This is a genomic window from Streptomyces sp. NPDC057249 (genome assembly GCF_042669245.1).
Classification (GTDB): domain Bacteria; phylum Actinomycetota; class Actinomycetes; order Streptomycetales; family Streptomycetaceae; genus Streptomyces.
Genome location: NZ_JBHUXS010000001.1, coordinates 521433 through 548082 on the forward strand (window position 1 = coordinate 521433; position 26650 = coordinate 548082).

The window sequence follows — 26650 nt, forward strand, 5'->3', positions numbered from 1 at the left end:
GCGCTGCGGCTTGCTTGTACGGCCGACTCAGATGTCGAGGAAGCGGACGTCCTTGGCGTTGCGCTGGATGAACGAGCGCCGCGCCTCGACGTCCTCGCCCATGAGCACCGAGAACAGGTCGTCGGCCTGCGCCGCGTCGTCCAGCGTGACCTGGCCGAGCACCCGGTGGTCGACGTCCATCGTGGTGACGCGCAGCTCCTCGGCGTTCATCTCGCCGAGGCCCTTGAAGCGCTGGATCGAGTCTTCCTTGATCCGCTTGCCGTTCTGCTTGCCGAGCGCGACCAGGGCGTCCCGCTCGCGGTCCGAGTACGCGTACTCGGAGTCGTCGCGGCCCCACTTGATCTTGTACAGCGGGGGGCGCGACAGATAGACGTGGCCGGCCTCGACCAGCGGGCGCATGAAGCGGAACAGGAACGTCAGCAGCAGGGTGTTGATGTGCTGGCCGTCGACGTCGGCGTCCGCCATCAGGATGATCTTGTGATAGCGGAGCTTCTCGATGTCGAAGTCCTCGTGGACCCCGGTGCCGAACGCCGAGATCAGCGCCTGGACCTCGGTGTTCTGGAGGATCTTGTCGACCCGGGCCTTCTCGACGTTCAGGATCTTGCCCCGGATCGGCAGGATCGCCTGGTACATCGGGTTGCGGCCGGACTTGGCCGAGCCGCCGGCGGAGTCACCCTCGACGATGAAGATCTCGCACTTGGTGGGGTCGTTCGACTGGCAGTCGCTGAGCTTGCCGGGGAGCGAGGCGCTCTCCAGCAGCCCCTTGCGCCGGGTCAGGTCGCGCGCCTTGCGGGCCGCCACACGGGCGGTCGAGGCGGCGATGCCCTTGCGGATGATGTCGGCCGCCTCGTTGGGGTTGCGGTCGAACCAGTCCGTCAGCTGCTCGTGGACGACCTTCTGCACGAAGGTCTTGGCCTCCGTGTTGCCCAGCTTGGTCTTCGTCTGGCCCTCGAACTGCGGCTCGCCCAGCTTCACCGAGATGATCGCGGTCAGACCCTCGCGGACGTCCTCGCCGGTGAGGTTGTCGTCCTTCTCGCGCAGCAGCTTCTTGTCCCGGGCGTACCGGTTGACCAGGGAGGTCAGCGCGGCGCGGAAGCCCTCCTCGTGCGTACCGCCCTCATGCGTGTGGATCGCGTTGGCGAAGGAGTAGACACCCTCGCTGTACTGCGTGTTCCACTGCATGGCGATCTCGACCGAGAGCAGCCGGTCCTTGTCCTCGGCCTCGATGTCGATCACCGACTGGTGGATGACATCGCCCTTGCGGGAGTTGAGGTACTTGACGAAGTCGACGATGCCGTTCTCGTAGTGGTACGTGACCGAGCGGGCCACTTCCTCCTCGGGAACGTCCACCGCCTCGGCGCTGTCCGCGCCGGCCGTCGCCTTCGCCGACTCGCGCTCGTCGGTCAGCTTGAGGGTGAGGCCCTTGTTGAGGAAGGCCATCTCCTGGAAGCGGCGCGAGAGCGTCTCGAAGGAGTACTCGGTCGTCTCGAAGATGTCGCCGTCGGCCCAGAAGGTGACGCTCGTGCCCGTCTCGTCGGTGGCCTCGTTGCGCGCCAGCGGGGCGGTCGGGACACCGAACTTGTAGTCCTGGGTCCAGCGGTACCCGTCGGTCCTCACCTCGACGGCCACCCGCGTGGACAGGGCGTTGACGACGGAGACACCGACGCCGTGCAGACCACCGGAGACGGCGTAACCGCCGCCGCCGAACTTGCCGCCCGCGTGCAGCACGGTGAGCACGACCTCGACGGCGGGCTTGCCCTCGGACGGCACGATGCCGACCGGGATGCCACGGCCGTTGTCGACCACGCGCACCCCGCCGTCGGCGAGGATCGTGACGTCGATGGTGTCCGCGTGCCCGGCCATGGCCTCGTCGACCGAGTTGTCCACGACCTCCTGCACGAGGTGGTGGAGACCGCGCTCACCGGTCGAGCCGATGTACATGCCGGGTCGCTTGCGGACCGCGTCCAGGCCCTCCAGCACGGTGATCGCGCTGGCGTCGTACGAGGGCTGAGCCCCGGCCGGGGCGGGAGCGGCGTCGCCCTCGCCCTGGGTGGACGGAATGTTCTCGTTGGGGTTGCCGGAATCGGCCACGAAGCGCCCTTTCTGGCACAGCACAGGCCGTTCTCCGGGCAGGCGGGAGCGGCTGCGTCGTTCGGCTTGTATCGACGAATCCCGCCAGACGCGGGATTGTTCATCAGTCTACCGGTAGCGCCGACCCGAATGGGGGTTTGCGGGCACCTGAGTACGCATGTGCCGCCCTGAATGAGCGGCTGACGACTCCCCATATTCGGGACGGGGCCTCAAGGGGCTCACGCAGGCGTTGAGCGCTTCGGCCTGTCAGCCCTCCGCTACGGTGCGGGACGCCCGCCCACCACCACCTGGTTTCACGTGCCACGTCATCGGCTCTCCGGGCACCGAGGACACCGCCCAGGACCGGCCCCGGGCAGGAAAAGCGCAGGTCGCAGCGGTCAGCCGTAGGTGTCGCCCGGGCCCGTGCTGCCCGGCGCACGCAGCGGGCCGAACCTCTGCTGCGGCCCGCCGGGGCCCAGCACCTTGATCATCCGTACCGTGCCGCTGCCCAGGTCCGCGTTGAGCCGGGCCACCAGCTGGGGAGCCAGCAGCCGCAGCTGCGTCGCCCAGGCCGTCGAATCGCACTGCACGGTCAGCACCCGCTGGTCCGGCTCCTCGTCGTACCGCACGGGCACACAGTGCAGGGCGAGGTCGTCACCGACGATCTGCGGCCAGCGGCCCATCACCCCGCCCACCGCCGCCGGGGTCTCCCAGCCGCGCTCGGTGATCAGCCGGTTGATCGCGGCACCCAGCGGCAGCGGGTCGCGGCCGTCCCGCCGCGCCCCCGAGCGCAGCCCGCCGCCCCGCCTGGCCTGCTTCTTCTGCTGAGCCGCCTCACCACGCGCCCGCGCCTGCTCCTTCGCGGCGCGCAGGGCGACCCGGGCCAGGTCCACACCGGACGGCTCCGCCGGCTTCGCCCGGTCCTCGCCGCCGGGGGCCTTCCCCTCACCGTCGCCGCTCACACCCGCTCCACCTCGCCGGCCGAGACCGCGTACCGGGTCCCCGCAAGCGCCCCCGGCACGTCGTCGTCGACCGCCGCGGTCACCAGCACCTGCTCGGCCGGCGCCACCAGCTCCGCCAGCCGCTCCCTGCGGCGGGCGTCCAGCTCGGCGAACACGTCGTCCAGCACCAGCACCGGTTCGTTGCCCTCGCCGCGCAGCAGCTCGTACGAGGCGAGGCGCAGCGCCAGCGCGTACGACCAGGACTCCCCGTGGCTCGCGTACCCCTTCGCGGGCATCCCGCGCAGGCCCAGCACCAGGTCGTCGCGGTGCGGGCCGACCAGCGTCACACCCCGCTCGATCTCCTGCTTGCGGACTCCGGCCAGGGCCTCGGTGAGCTGTCCGTACAGCTCCTCCCGGGTCCGTGCGGGGCCGGCCTCGCCGCCGACGGAACTGCGGTAGTCCAGGGCCACCGGGCCGCCGCCGGGCGCCACGTCCCCGTACGCCTTGTCGGCCAGCGGCTGGAGCGTGGCGATCAGGTCCAGGCGCTGGGCCAGCAGCTCCGCGCCCACCCCGGCCAGATGCTGGTCCCACACGTCGAGCGTCGACAGGTCCATGGAGCGCCCGCCGTGCCGGCGGGCCATCGCCGCGGACTTCAGCAGCGTGTTCCGCTGCTTGAGCACCCGCTCGTAGTCGGAGCGCACCCCGGCCATCCGCGGCGACCGCGCGGTGACCAGCTCGTCCAGGAACCGCCGGCGTTCGCCGGGGTCGCCCTTCACCAGGGCCAGGTCCTCCGGGGCGAACAGCACCGTCCGCACGATACCGAGCACGTCACGGGGTCTCACCTGCGACGATCTATTGATCCGGGCGCGGTTCGCCTTGCCCGGGTTGAGTTCGAGCTCGACCAGCTGCGAGCGCTCCCCCTGGGTGACGGCCGCCCTGATCACCGCCCGCTCGGCGCCCATCCGCACGAGCGGGGCGTCCGAGGAGACGCGGTGGCTGCCGAGCGTGGCGAGGTAGCCGACGGCCTCCACCAGATTCGTCTTGCCCTGGCCGTTGGCCCCCACGAACGCGGTGACGCCCGGGTCGAGGGACACCTCGGCCCGGGCGTACGAGCGGAAGTCGGCCAGCGACAGATGCGTGACGTGCATGATGTGCGCCGACCTTCCCGGCTTCCTGCTCCGTGCTCCGGCGGCGGGAGGGACGGTCGGCCCCTTCCCGCTCCTCGTTGCGGGTTACTTCTTGTTCTCGACCGCGTGACCGCCGAACTGGTTGCGCAGCGCGGCGATCATCTTCATCTGCGGGGAGTCGTCCTGGCGCGAGGCGAAGCGCGCGAAGAGCGACGCGGTGATCGCGGGCAGCGGCACCGCGTTGTCGATCGCGGCCTCCACCGTCCAGCGGCCCTCGCCCGAGTCGGCCGCGAAGCCGCGGAGCTTGTCGAGGTGCTCGTCGTCGTCCAGGGCGTTGACCGCCAGGTCGAGCAGCCAGGAACGGATGACCGTGCCCTCCTGCCAGGAGCGGAAGACCTCGCGCACGTCGGTGACGGAGTCGACCTTCTCCAGGAGCTCCCAGCCCTCGGCGTACGCCTGCATCATGGCGTACTCGATGCCGTTGTGGACCATCTTGGCGAAGTGGCCGGCGCCGACCTTGCCCGCGTGGACCGAGCCGAAGTCGCCCTCGGGCTTCAGGGCGTCGAAGACCGGCTGGACCTTCGCCACGTCCTCGGCGTCGCCGCCGTACATGAGCGCGTAGCCGTTCTCCAGGCCCCAGACGCCGCCGGAGACGCCGCAGTCGACGAAGCCGATGCCCTTGGCGCGCAGCTCCTCAGCGTGCTTCTCGTCGTCGGTCCAGCGGCTGTTGCCGCCGTCCACGACGATGTCGCCGGGCGAGAGGAGCTCGGCCAGCTCGTCGACGGTGGACTGGGTCGCGGCTCCGGCCGGGACCATCACCCAGACGACCCGGGGGCCCTTGAGGCTGCCCACAAGCTCTTCCAGGCTGTGGACGTCGGCGAGATCCGGGTTGCGGTCGTAACCGATGACGGTGTGGCCTGCGCGGCGGATGCGCTCGCGCATGTTGCCGCCCATCTTGCCGAGGCCGACGAGACCGAGCTCCATCAGAGATTCCTTAGCGTTGTGCCGATTCGTACCCAAGTCCGAGCCTACGCCCGGAAGGGAACAGGACGCCGGGCGTGCTCGGCGCTGAACACGCCCGTCGGGCCCCGCCGGGGCGGGGCCGGGGGAGGTCAGCCGGAGAGGCGGACCGGCATGATCAGGTACTTGTACGCGTCGTCCGCCTCGGCGTCCACGGCCGGGCGGCCGCTGAGCAGCGCCGGCTTGGTGGAGGTCGTGAACGAGAGCTGGGCGACCGGGGAGTCGATGGCGCTGAGGCCGTCGAGCAGGAAGGTCGGGTTGAAGGCGATCGAGATGTCGTCGCCCTCCAGCACGGCGTCGACCCTTTCCACAGCCTGTGCGTCGTCGCTGGAGCCCGCCTCCAGGATCAGGACGCCCTGCTCGAAGGTGAGCCGCACCGGGGTGTTGCGTTCGGCCACCAGGGCGACGCGCTTGACGGCCTCCACGAACGGGGCGGTCTCGATCACGGCGACCGAGTTGAACTCGGTGGGGAAGAGCGTGCGGTACTTCGGCAGGTCGCCTTCGAGCAGTCGGGTGGTCGTACGCCGTCCGGCACCCTCGAACCCGATGAGCCCCTCGCCCGCGCCGGAGCCGGAGAGCGCCAGGGTGACCGTGTCACCGCTGGTGAGGGCCTTGGCGGTGTCCAGCAGCGTCTTGGCGGGCACCAGCGCGACGGCGGATGCCTCCGGGTCCTCCGGCTTCCAGAGGAACTCGCGGACCGCGAAGCGGTAGCGGTCGGTGGAGGCGAGGGTGACGGTGTCGCCCTCGATCTCGATCCGGACTCCGGTCAGGACGGGCAGCGTGTCGTCGCGGCCGGCGGCGATGGCGACCTGGGCGGCGGCGGAGGCGAAGACCTCACCGGGCACGGTGCCGGTCGCGGTGGGCATCTGCGGGAGCGCCGGGTACTCCTCCACAGGAAGGGTGTGGAGGGTGAATCGCGAGGAGCCGCAGGAGACGGTCGCCCGTACACCGTCTGTGGAGATCTCCACCGGACGGTTGGGGAGGGCGCGGCAGATGTCGGCGAGCAGCCGGCCGGAGACGAGGACGGTGCCGTCCTCCTCGACCTCGGCCTCCACCGACACCCGTGCCGAGACCTCGTAGTCGAAGCTGGAGAAGCTGAGCGCGCCGTCCTCGGCCTTCAGCAGAAGGCCCGCGAGAACGGGCGCCGGCGGACGGGCCGGAAGGCTGCGGGCCACCCAGGCCACCGCCTCCGCGAGTACATCGCGCTCCACCCGGATCTTCACCGGAACCGCCTCCTGCTGTTCTCGCCCTGTCGGCCTTCGTCGTCGTCTGGTCGGGTCGCTCCGCCGAAGAGAGGGGGAGGACGCCGGGGACCAGTCTGACGCACCGCACCGACACTCGTTGCTGCTCGGGGTCAAATCGCGGCGAGCGGCCCGCAGCGCTCCGAGGGCGAGTTGTGCACAGGCCCCACTTCGAAACGGATTCCGGGCTAACTATGGGTGGTGGTAGTAGTAGGCCCTGTGGAAACCGTGGATAACCCCGTTTCCGCAGCTCAGAGCCGGTTTTTTATCCACCGACCCTGTGGGTGGAACCGGTGGACAACCCGGGCTTTCTGTGGACACCCGGAAGTTGTGCACAACCCGTACACAGGGGAGGGCAGTTTCTCCCCAGGTCTGTCCCCAGCTTTACCCCCGTTCCCCACAGGCCAACCCTGCCTCTCGGTGTGACGCCTTTCACTCGGCCTGGTGACGGAGCCTGTCGTGTTGCCGAACAGTGGACAGCGATGTGGAGAAGCGGCTTACCGCTGGGGAAAACAGCCTCCGGCCTGTGGGCAGTCGGTGGACAACCCGGAGCACAGCCTGTGGACGAAAATCTTGTCCACAGGCTGTGGATCATCGTTGACCACAAATCCCCAACCCGCTGAGCTGGTCCGATGCCCTCCCGAAGGGTCTGCCTGTGGATGCAGTATGGACAACTTTTGGATCCCCAGGCTGTGGAGGGAAAAAAGTGCCCAGATCTGTGGAGAACACCCGTGACCTCCCGAGTAATCGAACAGACCGGGGCTTCGGGAGTGGACCCGGTGGACGGCCGACCGACGTCCACAGCCGCGCGAAGGGGGTTGCGAGCCGGATTCCGGGGGAACACAGAAGGGCGCTGTGCGGACTCCTGACGAGTCCGCACAGCGCCCTCCGGGGGTGCGGTGCGGTGCCGGCGCGGAGCGCCGTCAGCCGTTCTTGATGCGGTTCGTGAGTTCGGTGACCTGGTTGTAGATGGAGCGCCGCTCCGCCATCAGCGCCCGGATCTTGCGGTCCGCGTGCATCACCGTCGTGTGGTCCCGGCCGCCGAACTGGGCGCCGATCTTCGGCAGTGAGAGATCGGTCAGCTCGCGGCACAGGTACATGGCGATCTGCCGGGCCGTCACCAGCACCCGGCTGCGCGACGATCCGCAGAGGTCTTCCACCGTCAGGCCGAAGTAGTCCGCGGTGGCCGCCATGATGGCGGTCGCCGTGATCTCGGGGGCCGTGTCCTCGCCGCCCGGGATCAGATCCTTCAGCACGATCTCCGTGAGCCCCAGGTCCACGGGCTGCCGGTTGAGGCTCGCGAAGGCCGTCACCCGGATGAGCGCGCCCTCCAGCTCACGGATGTTGCGCGAGATGCGGGAGGCGATGAACTCCAGCACCTCCGGAGGGGCGTTGAGCTGCTCCTGCACCGCCTTCTTGCGCAGGATCGCGATCCGGGTCTCCAGCTCGGGAGGCTGGACGTCGGTGGTCAGCCCCCACTCGAAACGATTCCGCAGCCGGTCCTCCAGAGTGACCAGCTGCTTCGGCGGCCGGTCGGACGAGAGCACGATCTGCTTGTTGGCGTTGTGCAGCGTGTTGAAGGTGTGGAAGAACTCCTCCTGCGTCGACTCCTTGCTCGCCAGGAACTGGATGTCGTCCACGAGCAGGATGTCGACGTCGCGGTACCGCTTGCGGAAGGTGTCGCCCTTGCCGTCGCGGATCGAGTTGATGAACTCGTTGGTGAACTCCTCGGAGCTCACGTACCGCACCCGGGTGCCCGGGTACAGACTCCGCGCGTAGTGCCCGATGGCGTGCAGCAGGTGGGTCTTGCCGAGCCCCGACTCCCCGTAGACGAACAGGGGGTTGTACGCCTTCGCGGGCGCCTCGGCCACCGCCACGGCCGCGGCATGCGCGAAGCGGTTGGAGGCCCCGATGACGAAGGTGTCGAAGAGGTACTTCGGGTTCAGCCGGGCGTGCGGCTCGCCGGGGCCGGGGGCCGGTGCGGGCTGGGCGCCCATCGGCCCCGGGGCTCCCCCGGGACGGCCGGTGCCGGCACCGGGGCGGTGCTGCGGCTCGGGGAGCTCGGGACGCTCGGAGCGGGGGCGCTCGGTGTGCGGGGGCTCGTACCCCTGGCGCTCGGGCGGCTGCTGACGGTAGTCGTGCTGCGGGGGGCGGCCGCCGCCGTACGGCTCGCGCCACTGGTCGGCGGACGGTTCGCGGTCCTGGAAGCCGCCGAGCCGGGGCTGCTGCCAGGACAGGTCCTCCTGGGTGCGCGGCCAGGCGCCGGGCTCCGGGCGCTGCTGCTGGTAGTCCGGGTAGGCGGGCCGCGCGGTGGGCATGCCGTCGTCCGCGGGCCGGCCGCCGTAGCCGTCGTACGCGTCGCCGTGCCGGCCCTCGTCGTGCTGCGGGCCCTGGTAGCGGTGGGTCGGCTGGGGGGACTGGTGCATCGGGGGCGCCGGGGGGCCCGACGGCTCGCCCGCGGAGTCGTCGACCGTGATCGCGATCCGGATGGGGCGCCCGCACTCGCGGCTCAGCGTCTCGCTGATGAGCGGGGCGAGGCGGCCTTCGAGGACCCGCTTGCCCCATTCGTTGGGGACGGCGAGGAGCGCGGTGTCGGCGACCAGGGCGAGCGGCTGGCAGCGCTCGATCCACTGCTTGTCCTTCGGCTCGATGCCCTGCTGCCCCTCCCCGAGGAGCTGCTCCAGCACTCGCGGCCACACTGCGGCAAGATCGGCAGGTACGTCAGCCACAGGGCACGCTCTCTCGCTGGTCCCACGAATGTGTGGTTCTCGGGACGGTATGGGTCGGGGTGGGTGAGGACCGGCAGGCGGGAAGAAAAAGAACCGGAGTTCAGCCACGGTAGTCAGCCCGACCCGCGACGTTCAAGTCGTTGTCCACAGCCTGTGCACAATGGGGGGTCCGACAGGGTCGGTTTGACCGGATGGCGTAGCCGCGCGTACCGTGACCAGGTCGAGTTGTCGATGGCTGCTGCCGCCTGCCTCCGATGGGCAAAGATCACGATCTGTGATTGTGAATGCGGTGCACTAGGGCGTTTACGCGAGTCTCTCGTGGGCGCACGGTGACAGCCAGGCGATGTCCCGCCAACACACGAGTCATTTCTGGAGCCCCCGAGTGAGCAAGCGCACCTTCCAGCCGAACAACCGTCGTCGCGCGAAGACCCACGGCTTCCGGCTGCGTATGCGTACCCGTGCCGGCCGCGCGATTCTCGCGTCCCGCCGCAGCAAGGGTCGCGCCAGCCTGTCCGCCTGATCGCGTACAGGTCGTCATGACGTGCTGCCTTCCGAGAATCGGCTGAGGCGGCGCGAGGACTTCGCGACCGCGGTACGACGAGGACGCCGGGCCGGTCGCCCGCTCCTCGTCGTCCATCTACGAAGCGGTGCAACCGACCCGCACGTGCCTGGGGAGAACCTTCCCCCGCCGCGTGCGGGTTTCGTTGTCAGCAAAGCCGTGGGTGGTGCGGTCGTCCGCACAGCGGTGAAGCGCAGGCTTCGCCACCTGGTCCGAGAACGGCTCGCCCTGCTGGCCCCCGGTAGCCTGGTTGTCGTACGAGCGTTGCCCGGAGCGGGCGATGCCGACCATGAACAGCTGGCCCGAGACCTGGACGCCGCCTTGCAGCGGCTGCTGGGAGGGGGCGTGCGATGAAGTACCCGCTGCTGGCTCTCATCAAGCTGTACCAGTGGACGATCAGCCCGCTGCTCGGGCCTGTCTGCCGTTACTACCCGTCGTGTTCCCACTATGGATATACGGCGATCGACCGGCACGGAGCGATCAAGGGAACAGCGCTGACGGCCTGGCGCATCCTGCGATGCAATCCGTGGTCACCCGGCGGCGTGGACTACGTACCACCACGCAAACGTCCGCGTTGGCACGAACTGCTGCGCAGCGCCATACGCGGCGGCAAGGGCGGGGACTCCGCCGCTGACGTGCCTCCCGGGGGTTCGGCCACCGACCTCCCGAGTTCGGCCGCAGAGACTTCGCCCAATGCTCAAGGAGCCTGATTAGTGGACACGATTGCCAGTCTGTTCAGCTTCATCACCTGGCCCGTCTCCTGGGTCATCGTCCAGTTCCACAAGTTGTACGGGGCGATCTTCGGCCCTGACACCGGATGGGCCTGGGGCCTGTCCATCGTGTCCCTCGTGGTGCTCATCCGTATCTGTCTGATCCCGCTGTTCGTCAAGCAGATCAAGTCGACGCGGAACATGCAGCTGCTCCAGCCGAAGATGAAGGCGATCCAGGAGCGCTACAAGAGCGACAAGCAGCGCCAGTCCGAAGAGATGATGAAGCTGTACAAGGAGACGGGTACCAACCCGCTCTCCTCGTGCCTGCCCATCATCGCTCAGTCGCCGTTCTTCTTCGCGCTGTACCACGTACTCTCCGCGATCGCCTCGAACAAGAAGATCGGCGTCATCGACCAGTCGCTGCTGGACAGCGCCCGTCAGGCCCACATCTTCGGCGCTCCGCTGGCCGCCAAGTTCATGGACAGCGCGGAGAAGGTCGGCACCCTCGATGCTTCGCTGACCGACGTCCGGGTCGTCACCGCGGTCATGATCGTGCTGATGTCGGCCTCGCAGTTCTTCACGCAGCGCCAGCTGATGACGAAGAACGTCGACCTGACGGTCAAGACGCCGTACATGCAGCAGCAGAAGATGCTGATGTACATCTTCCCGCTGATCTTCGCGGTCATGGGCATCAACTTCCCCGTCGGTGTCCTCGTCTACTGGCTCACCACGAACGTCTGGACCATGGGTCAGCAGATGTACGTGATCAACCAGAACCCGACGCCGGGCAGCAAGGCCCAGGAGCAGTACCTCGGGCGGGTGCTGAAGAGCGTCACCGCACATGGTCAGGTCCGCGGCCGGACCCGGCGCAACACCGTCAAGCGGATCGTGGCCAAGGGCCCGGACCGCAATGACATCGAGCGGAAGTTCGTCGTCGGACTGGCCAAGCTGGGACTCGCTCCGCAGGAGGACGGCACGGTGGCCAAGAGCGACACGGCCGTCGCCGAGGCAGAGGGCGGAGCCCCGCAGCGCCGCCAGCAGCCCAAGCGGCAGACGAAGGCCCAGCGCCAGACCGGTGCGGCCCACCAGGGCGGAGCCAAGGACGACGACTCCGGCGAGCCGGCGTCCAAGACCTCTCTGAAGAAGAGCACCGCGCAGGACGACAAGTCGAAGCCGGCGGGCAAGGCCGCGTCCGGCTCCTCACGCCAAGCCAAGTCCGGACAGCGCAAGGGCCCGCAGCGGCCCAAGCACCCGTCCAAGAAGTAAGAAGGAGTCCATCCGTGACGGAAGGCACCACCTCCACGGCCGCTGAGGGCAGCGACACCCTGACCCGCCTTGAGCAGGAAGGGGAGATCGCAGCGGACTACCTCGAGGGCCTGCTCGACATCGCCGATCTCGACGGCGACATCGACATGGACGTCGAGGCGGACCGGGCCGCGGTCTCCATCATCAGCGAGTCGACGCGCGAACTGCAGAAGCTCGTGGGGCGCGACGGTGAGGTCCTGGAGGCGCTTCAGGAGCTGACGCGGCTGGCCGTGCACCGGGAGACCGGTGACCGGAGCCGTCTGATGCTGGACATCGCCGGGTTCCGGGCCAAGAAGCGCACGGAGCTCGCCGAGCTGGGTGCCACGGCGGCGGACAAGGTCAAGAGCACCGGTGAGCCGGTGAAGATGGACCCGATGACGCCCTTCGAGCGCAAGGTCGTGCACGACGCGGTCGCCGCGGCGGGCCTGCGCAGCGAGTCGGAGGGCGAGGAGCCGCAGCGCTTCGTCGTCGTCCTGCCGGCCTGACCGGCTCCTTACCTGTCGGCCCCGTCTGTTCGCAGACGGGGCCGATCTTTGTCAGCCTGATAGGCAGCCACCATGGTTGGTAGTGCGGTACGGAAGGACGGTCCCCCCGTGACGGAGGAAGTAGCGCTTCCCCAGGCGCCCGACGAGGCCCGGGAAGTCTTCGGTGAGAGCTTTCCCGAGGCTGTCCGGTACGCGGAACTGCTGGCGGACGCGGGGGTCACGCGCGGACTGATCGGGCCGCGCGAGGTCCCGCGTCTGTGGGAGAGGCACCTGCTGAACTGTGCGGTGCTCTCGGAGGTCGTTCCCGAAGGGGTCACGGTCTGCGACGTGGGCTCCGGGGCCGGGCTGCCGGGCATTCCCCTGGCTCTGGTGCGCCCGGACCTGAAGATCACCCTTCTGGAACCGCTGCTGCGCCGGACGAACTTCCTCCAGGAGGTCGTGGAGCTGCTGGGGCTCGACCATGTGACGGTCGTCCGCGGCCGAGCCGAGGAGGTTCTCGGCTCTCTGCAGCCGGTGCATGTGGTGACCGCCAGGGCGGTGGCCCCGCTGGACCGGCTGGCCGGCTGGGGTGTGCCCCTGCTGCGCCCGTACGGCGAGATGCTGGCGCTCAAGGGTGACACCGCCGAAGAGGAGATCAACGGGGCGCGGGCCGCACTCAGCAAGCTGGGCGTGGTGGACACCGAGGTGCTGCATGTCGGCGAGGGTGTGGTCGACCCGACGTCCACCGTGGTCCGGGTGGTGGTCGGTGAGAGCCCGGGCGGTGTGAGGTTCGCCGCGAAGCGTGCCAAGGCGGCGCGGACCAGCCGGACGCGGCGTCGTCGCTGAGCCCTGCGCGGAGTGTCGTGACGCCGTAGCTACGCTGCGGAGGCATCGTGTTTCACGTGAAACGTCGTTCTCTGCTGCATGGAATCATCGGCCGCGGTCATGAGGCGGCCGCCCCTCCCCATCGCAGGCCCGTTAGGGCTACGGAGTTGTCCACAGAAGTGGTTTCATCCACAGAAGAGCGGGCCTCGCTGGTTCACGACCCCGAAACCATGACAGGCTCTGCTCATTGCGAGCCTGAAGTCGAGGAGAGTGAATCCTTGCGGTCCGACGCCAACATCGCGGGGCCGATGACCGATCCGGTCCCCGGCCCCCGAACCGAATCGGCGGGGAACGGTGTTTCACGTGAAACACCGCCGCCGATGGACGACACACCCATCGGTCGTGCGGCCCAGCTGGCGGTGGAGGCCCTTGGCCGAGCCGGCGAGGGGCTGCCACGGCCCGAGCAGACCCGCGTCATGGTCGTGGCCAACCAGAAGGGCGGGGTGGGTAAGACCACCTCGACGGTCAACCTCGCCGCGTCGCTGGCACTTCACGGGGCACGGGTCCTGGTGGTGGACCTCGACCCGCAGGGCAATGCCTCGACGGCTCTGGGCATCGATCATCACGCCGAAGTTCCCTCGATCTATGACGTCCTGGTGGAGAGCAAGCCGCTCTCCGACGTGGTTCAGCCCGTACCGGACGTCGAAGGTCTCTTCTGCGCCCCGGCCACCATCGATCTCGCCGGTGCGGAGATCGAGCTGGTGTCGCTGGTGGCGCGGGAGAGTCGACTCCAGCGCGCCATCCAGGCGTATGAGCAGCCGCTGGATTACATCCTGATCGACTGCCCGCCCTCATTGGGCCTGCTGACGGTCAACGCGCTGGTAGCCGGTGCGGAGGTGCTGATCCCGATTCAGTGCGAGTACTACGCGCTGGAGGGCCTGGGCCAGCTCCTGCGGAACGTCGAGTTGGTGCGGGGTCACTTGAACCCCGACCTCCATGTCTCGACCATCCTGCTCACCATGTACGACGGCCGGACCCGGCTGGCGTCGCAGGTCGCGGAGGAGGTCCGCAGCCACTTCGGCAAGGAGGTGCTGCGGACCAGCATCCCCCGGTCCGTCCGTATCTCCGAGGCACCGAGCTACGGGCAGACCGTGCTCACCTACGACCCTGGGTCCAGCGGTTCGTTGTCGTACCTCGAAGCAGCACGCGAGATCGCGCTGCGAGGGGTCGGGGTGCACTACGAGGGACAGCACGCCCACACGGGCGGTTCGATCAGTCAGCAGAGCAATTCGGAGGGGATCCAGTGAGTGAGCGTCGTCGAGGGTTGGGGCGAGGGCTCGGTGCCCTGATCCCAGCCGCTCCGCAGGAGAAGCAGCTGTCGTCCGGCGGCTCCGGGGCTTCCTCGCCCGTTCTGACCACGGAGCGGGGTGTGGCAGCTGCCAAGGTGGCCACGCTCGGGGCCGTCCCCGTCGTGCCGGAGCCCAGCTCGCCGGTGTCGGCGTCCGAGGCGACGGCTTCGGGTGATGTGGCCGGCGCGTACTTCGCCGAGGTGCCGCTCGACTCCATCACGCCGAACCCGCGTCAGCCGCGTGAGGTCTTTGACGAGGACGCGCTTGCGGAGCTGGTCACCTCCATCAAGGAGGTCGGTCTTCTCCAGCCGGTCGTGGTGCGCAAGATCGGGGCGGACCGCTTCGAGCTCATCATGGGCGAGCGGCGCTGGCGGGCCTGCCGCGAGGCGGGCCTGGAGCGCATCCCGGCCATCGTCCGGGCCACGGACGACGAGAAGCTTCTCCTGGACGCCCTCCTGGAGAACCTGCACCGGGCTCAGCTGAACCCGCTGGAGGAAGCCGCCGCCTACGACCAGCTGCTCAAGGACTTCAAGTGCACGCATGACCAGCTGGCGGACCGGATCGGCCGTTCCCGGCCGCAGGTGTCCAACACGTTGCGTCTCCTGCGGCTGTCTCCGCCGGTGCAGCGCAGGGTGGCCGCCGGGGTGCTGTCGGCGGGCCACGCGCGAGCACTGCTGTCGGTGGACGACTCCGAGGAGCAGGACAAGCTGGCTCATCGCATCGTGGCCGAAGGGCTCTCGGTGCGGGCGGTCGAGGAGATCGTGACGCTCATGGGCTCCAGGCCCACGAGCGCCAAGAAGGCCAAGGGCCCCCGGGCAGGGGCGCGGCTCTCCCCGGCGCTCACCGATCTGGCGTCGCGGCTCTCCGACCGGTTCGAGACGCGGGTGAAGGTCGATCTGGGTCAGAAGAAGGGCAAGATCGTCGTGGAGTTCGCCTCGATGGAGGACCTCGACCGCATCCTCGGCAGCCTCGCCCCGGGCGAAGGCCGAGTGCTGGACCGTGTTCCCTCCGAGAAGTCGGCCGAGGCCGACGAGAGCTGACGCACCCGGACGATGAGGGCGGGCTGTTCCCGGTTCACGGGATACAGCCCGCCCTTTGTTCTGTCACGGTGTCGGCTTGATCCGGCGGTGGTTACGATGCGTTCTGGCAGGGCATTTCCGTCCATGACGCAGTGGGCGCGAGAAGTGAGGAACAGCCTTCATGGGGCGTCGGCTCGTACCGCTCACGCTGGACAACCTTCCCGACCTTCCCCGGCGCTGCCGCTCCTGTGTCTTCTGGGAGCTCGACCCCGTCAGCGGAGAGGCCGCCGTCAAGAGCGGGACATCCGACCGGGAGAAGGAGGCGTGGATCTCCGGCGTTCTCCTGGAGTGGGGCTCCTGCGGGCGGGTGGTCTACGTCGATGACGTGCCGGCCGGCTTCGTGCTCTACGCACCACCCGCATACGTTCCGCGCGCCACCGCCTTCCCGACGAGTCCCGTCTCCCCCGATGCCGTGCAGCTGATGACCGCGCTGATCATGCCGGGGTATCGGGGGCAGGGGCTCGGGCGGGTCATGGTGCAGACCGTTGCCAAGGATCTGATCCGCCGGGGCTTCAAGGCGATCGAGGCGTTCGGGGACGCCAGGTGGAAAGAATCGGCCTGCGTGCTGCCTGCCGATCACCTTCTGGCCGTGGGGTTCAAGACGGTGCGTCCGCACCCGGTGCACCCTCGGCTTCGGCTGGAACTGCGTACGACGCTCTCCTGGAAGGAAGACGTCGAGCTGGCCCTGGACCGGCTCCTGGGCGCGGTGCAGAAGGAGCCTGCGCTGCGGCCGTTGTGAGGCGCGCATGCAACCTCGCATGCAAAACGGGCCCGTCCTGGGGAGGACGGGCCCGTTTCACGTGAAACAAGCGGACGCAGCTTCTGCCCTACTGGTCCTTGCCCACGATGAAGCCCTCAAGGTCGCGGAGGATCGCGGCCTTCGGCTTGGCGCCGACGATGGTCTTGGCGACCTCGCCGCCCTGGTAGACGTTCAGCGTCGGGATGGACATGACGCCGTACTTGGCGGCGGTGGCCGGGTTCTCATCGATGTTGAGCTTCACGACCTCGATCTCGCCGTGCTCGGCCGCGATGGCCTCCAGCGACGGGGCGATCTGGCGGCACGGGCCGCACCAGGCGGCCCAGAAGTCCACCAGCACGGGCTTGTCGCTCTTGAGGACGACCTCTTCGAAGGAGTCGTCAGTCACGTTCTTCAGGGCGCCGGCCACGGCGGTCTCCTAACTTCGCGGGGTGTGTGGGGATGTGAGTGAGGTCTGGTGTCAGACGGCGGCCGCAGGGGCGGCCTTCTCGTCATCGGCGAGCGCGGCGAGGAAGCGCTCCGCGTCGAGGGCGGCGGAGCAGCCGGTGCCGGCCGCGGTGATCGCCTGGCGGTACGTGTGGTCGACGACGTCACCGGCGCCGAAGACCCCGGTCAGGTTGGTGCGCGTCGAGGGCGCGGCAACCTTCAGGTAGCCCTCGTCGTCGAGGTCGAGCTGCCCCTTGAAGAGCTCGGTACGCGGGTCGTGGCCGACGGCGATGAACAGGCCGGTCACGGGCAGCTCGGACGTCTCACCGGTCTTGGTGTTGCGCAGCGTCACGCCGGAGAGCTTCTGCTCGCCGTTGACTCCGGCGACCTCGCTGTCCCAGGCGAACTTGATCTTCGGGTCGGCGAAGGCGCGGTCCTGCATGGTCTTGGAGGCACGCAGGGTGTCGCGGCGGTGGATGATGGTGACCGACTTGGCGAAGCGCGAGAGGAAGGTCGCCTCCTCCATCGCAGTGTCGCCACCGCCGACCACGGCGATGTCCTGGTCCTTGAAGAAGAAGCCGTCGCAGGTCGCGCACCAGGAGACACCGCGTCCGGAGAGGGCGTCCTCGTTGGGGAGCCCGAGCTTGCGGTGCTGGGAGCCCGTGGTGACGATGACCGCCTTGGCACGGTGGACGGTGCCGGCCGTGTCGGTGACGGTCTTGATGTCACCGGTGAGGTCGACGGAGACCACGTCGTCCGGGACCAGCTCCGCGCCGAAGCGCTCGGCCTGGGCGCGCATGTTGTCCATGAGCTCGGGGCCCATGATGCCGTCCTGGAAGCCGGGGAAGTTCTCCACGTCAGTGGTGTTCATGAGTGCGCCACCGGCGGTGACGGCCCCCTCGAAGACCAGCGGCTTCAGCGAGGCGCGCGCGGTGTACAGGGCGGCTGTGTAGCCGGCCGGGCCGGAGCCGATGATGATCACATTACGCACGTCGCTCACGGGTTTCTTCCTCGTCTCTGCAGACTGCCTACTGTCCACGCCTACTGGGGCCGGTTCAACGACTCTCACCCCACCCAACGGATCCTACGGGGGATGCATTCCCGACGTGCCGGGGCAACAGGCGGCCCGGTTCTCAGGGGCGCGCGTAGGTGTGCGTCAGCAGCAGCTTCCCCTTGGCGGGAGGCTCGGCCCCCACACAGGACGCGTCGACGACATACGCCTGGACTCCGGCCGGGTCCGTGGGATGAGGCAGGACGACGAGGAATGCGTCGGCACCTTCGTAGTTGCCCCTCTCGATGGCGAGGGCCGGGCTGTTCCGTCCGATGGCTTCCTCCACGCAAGCAGGGACGGTCACAGCGGGGGCCCGTAGGGGGGACTCGGGGGACATGGAGTCCGAGGGGTTCGCCTGGAGGGAGGGGGAGGTCAGGGGTGAGGACTGGGATTCGACAGGGGGAGCCTCTTCGCTTCCCTTGGGAGCCTGCGGGTTCTCCGTGCCGTTGCTCGGACTCAGGAGTGCGTGTACCCGGGCCTCAAGGGTGGCTGCGGAGAACGCCTGCGACCGGCTCTTCGGGGCTGTGGCCGTTGTGTCCCGGCTGAACCCGGAGGCGGAGGCGTTGCTGCTCTCCGAACCCGGGACGTTCTGCAGCAGGAAGACACTCATGCCGACCAGGGCGGCGGCACCCAGTGCGGAGGCGAGCAGGGTGGTGCGACGCCGCCTTCGGCCGGGGTGCCGCCCGGGGCCTGTGTTCGCACGCCCGCGGCCGGCCGGACGATCCGAGGTGTGGGATCGGGACGGAGGACCACCGGCTATGTGCGCGGGCTCTGTTTCACGTGAAACATCGGGCGTCGCATCCGGCTCCGCGCAATGATTCCGCGTCTCGGCTGCGAGAGCCGCATCGATGCGGTCGGCGATGTCGGTCGGCATCGGCTCAGGGGCGGGCAATTCGCCGAGCAGCCCGCGGATCTCCTCCAATGCGCTGAGGACATCGCTGCAGGGCTCGCACGTGCCCAGGTGGCTGCGGATCTCGGCCGCGCGGTCTTCAGGGAGCAGGTCCTCGGTCAGGTCGGAGATTTCCGAGACTTCCGGGTGCTGGGTCGTGCCGGGTGTTGTCGTCATCGGTGTCCACCTCCGCCCTTCATCACAGTGGGGTCGCTCGTGTCCGCGTCTCGTGGTCCGGCTGCCGGTGGGACGGATGCCCTGGGCGCGCGGTTCCCTTCCGTACCGGGTGTTTCTCCGGCGCGCCCGTCGCTTCGGAGATGTGCCAACAGGGGCGCCAGTCGGGCGCGGCCCCGCGCACAACGGCTCTTCACGGTGCCCACGGGCACATCGAGGATGCGAGCGGCCTCCGCCACCGGATACCCCTGCATGTCCACGAGGACGAGCGCCGCACGCTGCTCGGCGGGGAGGGTGGTCAGCGCGGCGAGGAGTTCGCGGTGGAGATCGTGGCGTTCCGCCGGGGCCGCTGCGGACTCATGCGGTTCCAGCAGCTGGTCGAGCCGTTCCGGGTCGTCGACGGGCGAGGTCTTCCGGGACGCTGCCTTGCGTACACGGTCGAGACAGGCGTTCACCGTGATGCGGTGCAGCCAGGTGGTGACGGCGGACTGGCCTCGGAAGGTGTGGGCGGCGCGGAAGGCGGAGATCAGGGCGTCCTGCACGGCGTCGGCCGCTTCCTCGCGATCGCCCAGCGTCCGCAGGGCCACGGCCCACAGCCGGTCGCGGTGGCGTCGAGCCAGTTCACCGAAGGCCTCTGGGTCTCCGGCGACATGACGGGCGAGCAGGTCCGCGTCGCTCGGTGGATCGGTGGCATCGGCGCCGAAGCGCTCGCGGTCTCCCCCCTCAGCTGTCGCCATCCGTGCATTCAAACCGATCCATGCCGGGAAGTAAATGGCGGGGTCGGTTCGATTGTATGAATGATAAAAGGCGCGATTCGCTCGTGCTTCTGAGGTGTCCTGTCCGCCCTATATTGAGGGAAATCAGAAAGGAGCCATGTGATGCAGAAGCATGTGAAGCGATACCTGGGAAAGGTACTCCCGGCCGTTCTCACCGCACCCGTGCTCGTGGCGCTGCTCCCGGGGAGCGCATCGGCGGCCACCTATTCGATGGATGGGAAGAATCCCATTTCCGCCGGGTGCTCCGGCGACGCCACCAGCGTGAAGCGCGCTGCGATCGGCACCTCCAGTTGGACGCTCGGCGCCGTTGAGCTGCGGTACAGCGTCAAGTGCCACACCGCGTGGGCGCGGATCACCCTCTCCGAGGACGTATGGGGCAAGGCCCAGATCGTGCGGAACTCGGACGGTAAATCTTATAACTGCACGAAGCTTTCCTACAGCTCGTCGCTCGGCTCTTATACCTGCTACACGGCGATGGTGTACGACAAGGACCCGCTCTCCTCATATGCGGAAGGCTGGTCCCAGTACGACAACGTGAGTCTTCACTCGAAGACACCTTCGTACTGACCGCTGAATCGGCTCGCGGGCAAGGAAATGGGGCTGGGCCGGATCATCCTCGGATCCGGCCCAGCCCCATTCTGTCGGAGCCGTCAGCTGGTGACCTTGATGTCCGAGACCTTCCCCCGGAAGTGCCCCCCGTCGCTGGGCGGGAGCTTGGTGAGCCAGACGAGCAGGAACCGTGCCTGTACGGGCTTGGCGGGCTTCAGCGTCACCTTGGTCCCCGAGCCCTGGGCCACCGTGTCGAATCCGGTGGGCTCGGTCGGCACCGTGGAGCCGTCGGCGGTCCGCAGCTCGGCCGAGGTGGTGCCACCGAGGAAGGACACGTCCACCTTGCCGACGCGCTGTGTCTTGCCGAGGTCGAGGACGACGCCGACGCCCTTCTTCAGCCTGCCGAAGTCGGTCGACGCGTACCAGTCGGTGTACCAGTACGAGCTCGGGTCGTCGTCGTAGACGTTTCCTATGCTCTGCGGCTTCTCACTGCCGTCGGGGCCCAGCGGGTCGTAGTCCTGGGCGGTGACGATCGGGACGGGCTTGCTCTTCTCGACCGGCGGGGCGTCGTTGTTCTCCGGGTTGGACTGGGTGGTGCCGGGGTCACCGCCCGAGTTGTTGTCCCGGTCGATGAGCGTCTCGGCGAGCTGCCAGCTGCCCAGGCCCAGGGCGGCGATCAGCAGCGCGGACACGGCCCACTTCAGGGCCCTGCCGGTACGGCTCTGCAAGGGTGCGGGGGGCACGGGCACGACGGGCTGGGTGACGACGGCACCGGCTGCCGCCGACCTGCCGTAGGTGCCCTGCTGGTAGGTGGTCCGCTGGTACTCGGGCGGTGCGGTGAAGACCGGCTCGGGCGGGGGGATGCGGGGCATGGCCGCCACGGCCTTGGCGAGCTCGTCGGGCGTGGTGCACGGCTGCTCCTGGCGGGAGGCCGTGGCACCGTCGTTGGCGAGAGCCCGCATGGCGATCTCGGAGAGACCCCGGTGGACTCCGGCCCGCACCTGGTCGGGCGGGAGCAGTCCCATCCCCTTGGGCAGGCCGGTGAGTCCGTACGCATCGCTCTCGTACGGCCAGCGCTGGGTCAGCGCGGCGTACAGCAGGGCCCCGATCGCCTCCGTGTCGGCGCGCTGGGGGCCCTCGGAGGTGATGCCCCGCAGGGCCGCGTTCACCGCGAGGCCGCGGATGCGGTACTGACCGGACGAGCTGCGCAGCACGGCCCCCGGCGTGAGCCGCAGGTGGGCCAGGCCCTCCCGGTGCGCGGCCGCCATGGCCTGGGAGAGCTGGCTGACGAGCTGGTAGGCGTCGTGGGCGTCCATCGGGCCCGCGCTCAGCAGGGCTGTGAGCTCGGTGGCGTCGGGAAGCCATTCGTGGACGACGTAGACGAGTTCGTCCTCCTCGACGGCGTCGAGGACCTGCACGAAGCGTGGGTCTCCCAGCAACGCGGAGGACCGGGCGGCGGCCAGGACCGAGCGTGCCCGCGGGTGGTCCGCGGGCAGGAGGTGGACCCCCACCGCGCGACGCAGCTTCTCGTCGACGGCACGCCAGCTGCTGAACCCGTCCAGACGGGTGACGCACTCCTCCAGCCGGTACCGGCCGGCCAGCTTGTGACCGCTGTGCAGATCCGGGGTGGCCGGGAAGGTCTTCGATGCGGCCTTCTCGCCGTTCTCCTCCGGGGAGCCCGTGTCCGCCGCGTCCTGCGCTTCTGCCGTACCGTCGGTCGTGGCCTCGTCCGCCTTGGCGGCCAGCGGCTTGTCGCCGCTGTTGTCGGCCACGTCGACGGCAGCCGTGCTACGTTCCGCCACCGTCGTTCCTGCCTCCCCATCCGTTGCGCGATGCCAGCCAGCTCTGCTCTGCACAGTCACGCCAATTGTGCCCACACTCCGGCGCTATGCACGACACGCGGAGACCGGCGATGGTTGTGCGGGCCGGCCGGCCTCAGCGGCCGAGCCGCCCCCTGACCATGCCGACCATGCCGTTGATCTCCTCGATCCGCATTTTCCTCGCCGCGACGAAGAACACTCCCAGCAGCAGGGCACCGCCGCAGACCAGCGCGACGAGCGAGCCGAAGGCGCCTTCCCCGAGCACCCGCAGCAGGCCGAAGCCGACCGCTCCGCCGACCACAGTGGCGGGCAGTGCGGCGAGGCACAGCCTGGCGTAGGTCCGAACCACATGCGCACCGTCCAGGTCGCCGCCCAGACGGTTGCGCAGCCGGCGCCAGGCGATCCCGACGCCGACGGCGTAGGCCAGGCCGTACGAGCCGGCCATGCCGACCACGGCCCACTGGGCGGGCAGCACGACGTAGCAGAGAGCGGAGGCCGCCGCGTTGACCAGGGCGACGATGACGGTGTTGTAGAAGGGCGTGCGGGTGTCCTCGTACGCGTAGAACCCGCGCAGCACCACGTACTGCACGGAGTAGGGGATCAGGCCGAGGCCGAAGGCCATCAGGATGAATCCCATGGAGCGGGCGGCCTCGGGGCCGCTGGACGAGTAGAGCAGGGTGCACATCGGCACGCCCAGGGCGAGGAACGCGAAGGCGACCGGGACGATGGCCACGGCGGAGTTGCGGAGCCCCTGCGAGATGTCGTCGCGGACGGCGCCGGGGTCGTTGTCGTGGGCGGCCCGGGAGATCCGGGGCAGCAGGGCGGCCATGACCGAGACGGTGATGATCGCCTGCGGCATGCCCCAGATCAACTGGGCGTTGGAGTAGGCGAGGAAGCCCGCGCCGTTCTTCCCGGACGCCTTGCCGGCCGAGGTCGCGAGCTGGGTGACGACCAGCACACCGGCCTGGTTGGCGAAGACGAACAGCACCGTCCACTTCGCGAGCTTTATCGTCTTGCCCAGCCCGTGGCCCTTCCAGTCGAACCGCGGACGGAAGCGGAAGCCGGCCTCGCGCAGGTACGGGATCATGGCCAGCGCCTGCACGACCAGACCGAGCAGGGTGCCGATGCCGAGCAGCCGTACGCCCTCCGGCGGGATCGTCTGCACGCCCATGTGGGACTCGTGGGACGTTCCGTAGACCCAGATGAACATCCCGAAGGTGAAGATCATGACGATGTTGTTCAGGACCGGGGTCCACATCATCGCGCCGAACTTGCCGCGGGCGTTGAGGATCTGGCCCATCACGACGTGCACACCCATGAAGAAGATGGTGGGCAGGCAGTAGCGGGCGAAGGTGACCGCGACGTTGTTGGCCGCCGGGTCGTCCGCGATCGTCGAGGACATCAGCCGAATCAGCCAGGGGGCCGCGAAGACCACCACGGCGACGATGAGGCCGAGGGCGACCATCACCAGGGTCAGCAGCCGGTTGGCGTATGCCTCGCCACCGTCCTCGTCGTCCTTCATCGAGCGGACGAGCTGGGGGACGAAGACGGAGTTGAGGCCGCCGCCCACGGTGAGGATGTAGATCATCGTGGGCAGTGTGTACGCGATGGTGAAGCTGTCACCGAGCAGGGCCGCGCCGAGCGCCGCGGTGATCACGAGGCTGCGGACGAAGCCGGTGAGCCGCGAGACCAGCGTTCCGGCCGCCATGACCGCGCTGGACTTCAGCAGGCTGGAGGCACGGCCGCCGGACTTGGCCGGCGCCGGGGCGGGCTCGGGCTGGGCCGGTGCCGGAGAGGCGCCCGGGTTCGCGGGGCCCTCCTGGTCGCGGAAGAGGTGGGCGAAGGCGTCGGGCTCGTCGCGGTTCGCGGAAGCCTGTGTGACGAGGTCGTCCACGCCCACGAACTGGGTCGTCGCGGCATGGTCGCCGTACGGGAGGTGGCGCGAGGGTCCGGCGGGCTCGGGCGGCGGCGTCTGGGCCCAGATGCGGGGGTCGGGGGCGTACTGGGGCGCCTGAGGCTGCTGGTAGAGCGGCTGCGGCTGCTGGTAGGTGCCGGGAGGCGGCGGCGGATGCGCGGCACGGTCGTACAGCGCCTCGTCCACCGGGTCCTGGGCCGAGAGATCCTGGGCCCGGTACGGGTCGTAGTCGTACGCGGACTGCAGATACGGGTCCGGCGCCGGTTGCTGCTGCGGGTCAGGGGGCACCGGAGGGCCGCCGGAGTACCCGGCCCCGCCCGTACCCTGACCGCGGTCACCGTCGTACGGCGCGTTCATCGAAACCCCACCTCATCGTCCCCGGCCGACCGGCCACGACAGACATCGCTCAACGGTCCACTTTCTCACCCGTGCCCGACGGCTCCGCGCTTTCGGGACCGGTGTCCGGCGTCGGGTCACTCGGCTGCTCGGGTTCACCGCCGTCGTCGCCCGCCGCGCCGCCCGCGTTGGCGCGCTTGCGATGTGCATACATCCTGATGCCCGCCAGGACCAGCAGCAGGAGCCCGCCGGCGATGACCAGAAGCACCGTCGGGGTGATCTCGGAGACCTTCACGGTGAAGGCCATCTCCTCGCCGTACGGGGTCCCGTCCTCCGTGTAGAGCTGCGCGGTCATCTGGACCTGGCCGTTGATGTTGGCCGCCGCGTCGAACTTCACGGACTGGCTGTGTCCGGCGCCGATCTGGATGGGCTGCTCCGCGATGCTGCCGCCGTCGTTCAGCTTGAGCCTGGTCGCGTTGTCGGACTTCAGCCGCAGCACCAGGTGCTCGACGTCCTGCAACAGCCTGTTCTGCACGGTCACGGGGATCGTGGCGCTGCGGCCGGAGAGGGTGATGTCCGACTTCGGGACGAGCTGGACCTCGCCGACGAGCCCTTGCAGATAGGTGCGGACCGAGTCCCGGTACTGCTGGGCCTCCAGCGGCCTCCCCCGCCACGACGTCGACATGGACCGGTTGACGGCGTTACCGAAGGGGGTCACCACCCGCTCGGGGTGGGTGAGGATGACCTGGAAGTTGTTGAGCGAGGACTGGATGGACTTGATGTCCTGGAACGCCTGCGTCGGCAGCTCCTGGCGGCGCAGCTTCTTGGGATACCGGGATGCCGGAGGCACGTCGGTGGTGGCCTCGGAGTCCGGCTTGGTCGCCGCCGCCTGGGCCAGGCCCTCGGCCTTCGTCCAGCGGTCGTCGTCCAGTGCGTCGATGGCGCGCGCCATCGACTGCGCCTGGGCGACCGTCGGCGTGCGCTGGGGTGCCACGACGACGGACCGGTCCTTGTCCGTGTCCTGCTCGGCCAGGGCGAGGGTCAGGGCGAGGAACTTCTGCACGGCGAGCGTGGAGTTGCCGGCGTTGCCCATGTCGCCCTGGAAGGCCGTGGAGAGCCTTGCGTCGGAGACGACCGCCGTGGTGCCGCCGCCGATCGGGCGGGCGGCGGAAGGCGTGTAGACCAGGTTCCCGGTCTCGTCGAGGCTGTCGCTGCGGGCGATCACATGGTGGGCACCGGCCGAGGTGGCGACATCCACGATCGAGGGGTCCACCGCACCGTCGACCGGCCACGCGAAGTCGGTGGACGGCTTCAGGTGGAGGATCGTCTCCACCGTCATCCCGGCGACCTCACTGGCGGTCTGTAGGTGGCTGAGGGTGCCGGAGACGTTCTTGCCGCGGTGGGCGATCGACGCCAGGTCCGGGTCGCCGAAGGGCAGGGCCACGACCTTGCCGTCGGACACGGCCGCTTCCAGCGAGGTCAGCCACTTCTTGGCCACGCCCTGGTTCGTCCCGGCCACCGTGGTGTCACCGGACTTGACCCGGTAGGGCTTGGTCATCGCGTCGACGCTGGCCAGCAGATCCGGATCGATGACCCAGGTCACGGGCAGCCGGCTGCCCAGGGAGACCATCTGTTCGAGTCGGCCGCCCGGTGCGATCTCCGCGGCGAGGTCGTCGTCGGCGAACACCGGGGTCTGCTGCTCGTCCGAGCCGGTCTCCGCCGTGAGGTGCGCGGAAGCGATCAGCGGCCAGAGGTAGCTGATGCCGATCTTGGAGTCGCGGTCGCCGTCCTGCCAGGGCAGGAAAGTCCGCTTGATGCCGAGCACCTGGTCGTACACGGTGTGCGAGGTGCGCCCCGACAGCGAGACGCCGAGCTGGTAGACCCCGTCGTCCCCGAGGCGCAACTTGCTGACCGGAACGGACAGTGTGAAGTCCTGGCTGATGCCCGAGCGCAGCTTGTCGATCTCGACCGTGTACTTGCCCCCGATCGGATAGGGGTCGGTACCGGGCAGGTAGCCAGTGCGCCGGGCAGCCGTGTCGATGGCGGTCCTGCTGAAGAGACGGGGGCCGACCCGCAGGTCGACCTGGGCGTCGGTGACCGTCTCCTTGCCCTTGTTGGTCAGCGTCCCGGAGATGCGCAGCGTGTCCCCCTTCTCCGGGGCGCTGGGCGTGATCTCGTCCAGGGAGACCGACACCGTGCTGGAACCTGTCGGCGCCTTGGCCGGAGCGTCGGCCAGGGCCTGCGGGGCGGAGGCTCCGGCCAGCAGGGCGGCGATCAGCGGAGCCCCGGCGAGCACGGCGGCTGTGCGCCGCAGCCACCGGCGGGCAGGAGAGGGATGCATCCCCTGGATGTCTGCCGCCTCGGCCACGCGTACCCGTCCCTCGTCATCGTCAACTGCTGTTGATCGTCGTCCGTTGCTGCGTCCCCGCATGGTAACGAGGTGCGTCGGGGCTAAGTGCCGGGGAGTGTGCTGCATGATCGGGAGAGTCTCGCAGGGCCGGGGAAATGGGTGACGCCCGGACCGGTCCGTGCACGTAC

The 26650-nt window shown here is 69.0% G+C and carries 23 protein-coding genes; 10 read left to right on the plus strand and 13 right to left on the minus strand.

Going from position 1 to position 26650, the window contains the following annotated elements; all coding sequences use genetic code 11:
* Window positions 1-27: 27 nt before the first annotated feature.
* The 6 genes from gyrB to dnaA all read right to left on the minus strand — a co-directional run bounded on the left by gyrB (window position 28) and on the right by dnaA (window position 9128).
* A complete protein-coding gene (gyrB, locus tag ACFUJY_RS02515; RefSeq protein WP_383293305.1) occupies window positions 28-2115 on the minus strand; it encodes a DNA topoisomerase (ATP-hydrolyzing) subunit B in 2088 nt (695 codons plus the stop codon).
* A 353-nt stretch (window positions 2116-2468) separates the two neighbouring features.
* Entirely contained in the window at window positions 2469-3032 is a 564-nt protein-coding gene (locus ACFUJY_RS02520) for a DUF721 domain-containing protein (protein WP_383293307.1), read from the minus strand.
* Entirely contained in the window at window positions 3029-4159 is a 1131-nt protein-coding gene (gene recF / locus ACFUJY_RS02525; protein WP_383293309.1) for a DNA replication/repair protein RecF, read from the minus strand. Before recF ends, ACFUJY_RS02520 begins: the two co-directional genes overlap by 4 nt.
* An 84-nt stretch (window positions 4160-4243) precedes the next feature.
* Window positions 4244-5122, minus strand: a complete 879-nt coding sequence (gene gnd / locus ACFUJY_RS02530; RefSeq protein ID WP_383293312.1) for a phosphogluconate dehydrogenase (NAD(+)-dependent, decarboxylating) — start codon at window positions 5120-5122, stop codon at window positions 4244-4246.
* Window positions 5123-5250: 128 nt separating this feature from the next.
* Window positions 5251-6381 (minus strand): DNA polymerase III subunit beta, encoded by a 1131-nt coding sequence (gene dnaN / locus ACFUJY_RS02535; protein ID WP_073966647.1) that lies wholly within the window; start codon window positions 6379-6381, stop codon window positions 5251-5253.
* Window positions 6382-7322: 941 nt separating this feature from the next.
* Window positions 7323-9128 carry a chromosomal replication initiator protein DnaA gene (gene dnaA / locus ACFUJY_RS02540; RefSeq protein ID WP_383293316.1) on the minus strand — a complete coding sequence of 602 codons (1806 nt, stop codon included), beginning with the start codon at window positions 9126-9128 and terminating at the stop codon, window positions 7323-7325.
* Between the two features lie 382 nt (window positions 9129-9510).
* Here dnaA and rpmH point away from each other — a divergent pair, with 382 nt between their 5' ends.
* The 9 genes from rpmH to ACFUJY_RS02585 all read left to right on the plus strand — a co-directional run bounded on the left by rpmH (window position 9511) and on the right by ACFUJY_RS02585 (window position 16158).
* Window positions 9511-9648 (plus strand): 50S ribosomal protein L34, encoded by a 138-nt coding sequence (rpmH, locus tag ACFUJY_RS02545; RefSeq protein WP_006348049.1) that lies wholly within the window; start codon window positions 9511-9513, stop codon window positions 9646-9648.
* A gap of 21 nt (window positions 9649-9669) precedes the next feature.
* Window positions 9670-10041 carry a ribonuclease P protein component gene (gene rnpA / locus ACFUJY_RS02550; RefSeq protein ID WP_383293321.1) on the plus strand — a complete coding sequence of 124 codons (372 nt, stop codon included), beginning with the start codon at window positions 9670-9672 and terminating at the stop codon, window positions 10039-10041.
* A complete protein-coding gene (gene yidD, locus ACFUJY_RS02555) occupies window positions 10038-10397 on the plus strand; it encodes a membrane protein insertion efficiency factor YidD (protein WP_383293323.1) in 360 nt (119 codons plus the stop codon). The genes rnpA and yidD overlap by 4 nt, the downstream gene beginning before the upstream one ends.
* Window positions 10398-10400: 3 nt before the next feature.
* The gene (gene yidC, locus ACFUJY_RS02560) at window positions 10401-11663 is read left to right on the plus strand and encodes a membrane protein insertase YidC (RefSeq protein WP_383293326.1); all 1263 of its coding nucleotides are present in this window, start codon (window positions 10401-10403) and stop codon (window positions 11661-11663) included.
* A gap of 14 nt (window positions 11664-11677) precedes the next feature.
* On the plus strand, window positions 11678-12187 hold the full coding sequence (locus tag ACFUJY_RS02565) for a protein jag (RefSeq protein ID WP_383293329.1): 510 nt from the start codon (window positions 11678-11680) through the stop codon (window positions 12185-12187).
* A 108-nt stretch (window positions 12188-12295) separates the two neighbouring features.
* On the plus strand, window positions 12296-13012 hold the full coding sequence (gene rsmG, locus ACFUJY_RS02570; protein WP_018101894.1) for a 16S rRNA (guanine(527)-N(7))-methyltransferase RsmG: 717 nt from the start codon (window positions 12296-12298) through the stop codon (window positions 13010-13012).
* A 209-nt stretch (window positions 13013-13221) separates the two neighbouring features.
* A complete protein-coding gene (locus tag ACFUJY_RS02575; RefSeq protein ID WP_383293895.1) occupies window positions 13222-14298 on the plus strand; it encodes a ParA family protein in 1077 nt (358 codons plus the stop codon).
* The gene (locus ACFUJY_RS02580) at window positions 14295-15380 is read left to right on the plus strand and encodes a ParB/RepB/Spo0J family partition protein (RefSeq protein ID WP_383293331.1); all 1086 of its coding nucleotides are present in this window, start codon (window positions 14295-14297) and stop codon (window positions 15378-15380) included. The genes ACFUJY_RS02575 and ACFUJY_RS02580 overlap by 4 nt, the downstream gene beginning before the upstream one ends.
* 160 nt (window positions 15381-15540) lie before the next feature.
* Window positions 15541-16158 (plus strand): GNAT family N-acetyltransferase, encoded by a 618-nt coding sequence (locus tag ACFUJY_RS02585; RefSeq protein ID WP_073863857.1) that lies wholly within the window; start codon window positions 15541-15543, stop codon window positions 16156-16158.
* An 88-nt stretch (window positions 16159-16246) separates the two neighbouring features.
* On the opposite strand, the gene trxA is transcribed toward ACFUJY_RS02585, so the two are convergent.
* The 4 genes from trxA to sigM all read right to left on the minus strand — a co-directional run bounded on the left by trxA (window position 16247) and on the right by sigM (window position 19453).
* Entirely contained in the window at window positions 16247-16585 is a 339-nt protein-coding gene (trxA, locus tag ACFUJY_RS02590; RefSeq protein WP_383293334.1) for a thioredoxin, read from the minus strand.
* Between the two features lie 51 nt (window positions 16586-16636).
* On the minus strand, window positions 16637-17602 hold the full coding sequence (gene trxB / locus ACFUJY_RS02595; RefSeq protein ID WP_383293337.1) for a thioredoxin-disulfide reductase: 966 nt from the start codon (window positions 17600-17602) through the stop codon (window positions 16637-16639).
* A 133-nt stretch (window positions 17603-17735) separates the two neighbouring features.
* Window positions 17736-17939 (minus strand): hypothetical protein, encoded by a 204-nt coding sequence (locus tag ACFUJY_RS02600; RefSeq protein ID WP_383293340.1) that lies wholly within the window; start codon window positions 17937-17939, stop codon window positions 17736-17738.
* Window positions 17940-18715: 776 nt separating this feature from the next.
* The gene (gene sigM / locus ACFUJY_RS02605) at window positions 18716-19453 is read right to left on the minus strand and encodes an RNA polymerase sigma factor SigM (RefSeq protein ID WP_383293342.1); all 738 of its coding nucleotides are present in this window, start codon (window positions 19451-19453) and stop codon (window positions 18716-18718) included.
* 141 nt (window positions 19454-19594) lie between these two features.
* On the opposite strand from sigM, the gene ACFUJY_RS02610 reads away from it, so the two are divergent.
* Window positions 19595-20059 carry a DUF2690 domain-containing protein gene (locus ACFUJY_RS02610; RefSeq protein ID WP_383293345.1) on the plus strand — a complete coding sequence of 155 codons (465 nt, stop codon included), beginning with the start codon at window positions 19595-19597 and terminating at the stop codon, window positions 20057-20059.
* Between the two features lie 83 nt (window positions 20060-20142).
* Here the strand turns inward: ACFUJY_RS02610 and ACFUJY_RS02615 are convergent, their stop codons facing one another.
* The 3 genes from ACFUJY_RS02615 to ACFUJY_RS02625 form a co-directional block, all read right to left on the minus strand.
* The gene (locus ACFUJY_RS02615; protein ID WP_383293348.1) at window positions 20143-21843 is read right to left on the minus strand and encodes a protein kinase family protein; all 1701 of its coding nucleotides are present in this window, start codon (window positions 21841-21843) and stop codon (window positions 20143-20145) included.
* Between the two features lie 133 nt (window positions 21844-21976).
* Complete coding sequence (gene murJ / locus ACFUJY_RS02620; RefSeq protein WP_383293350.1) at window positions 21977-24133, minus strand: murein biosynthesis integral membrane protein MurJ; 2157 nt, start codon at window positions 24131-24133, stop codon at window positions 21977-21979.
* Window positions 24134-24182: 49 nt separating this feature from the next.
* Window positions 24183-26480: a DUF6049 family protein gene (locus ACFUJY_RS02625; RefSeq protein WP_383293353.1), complete on the minus strand. Its 2298-nt coding sequence runs from the start codon at window positions 26478-26480 to the stop codon at window positions 24183-24185.
* Window positions 26481-26650: the final 170 nt, after the last annotated feature.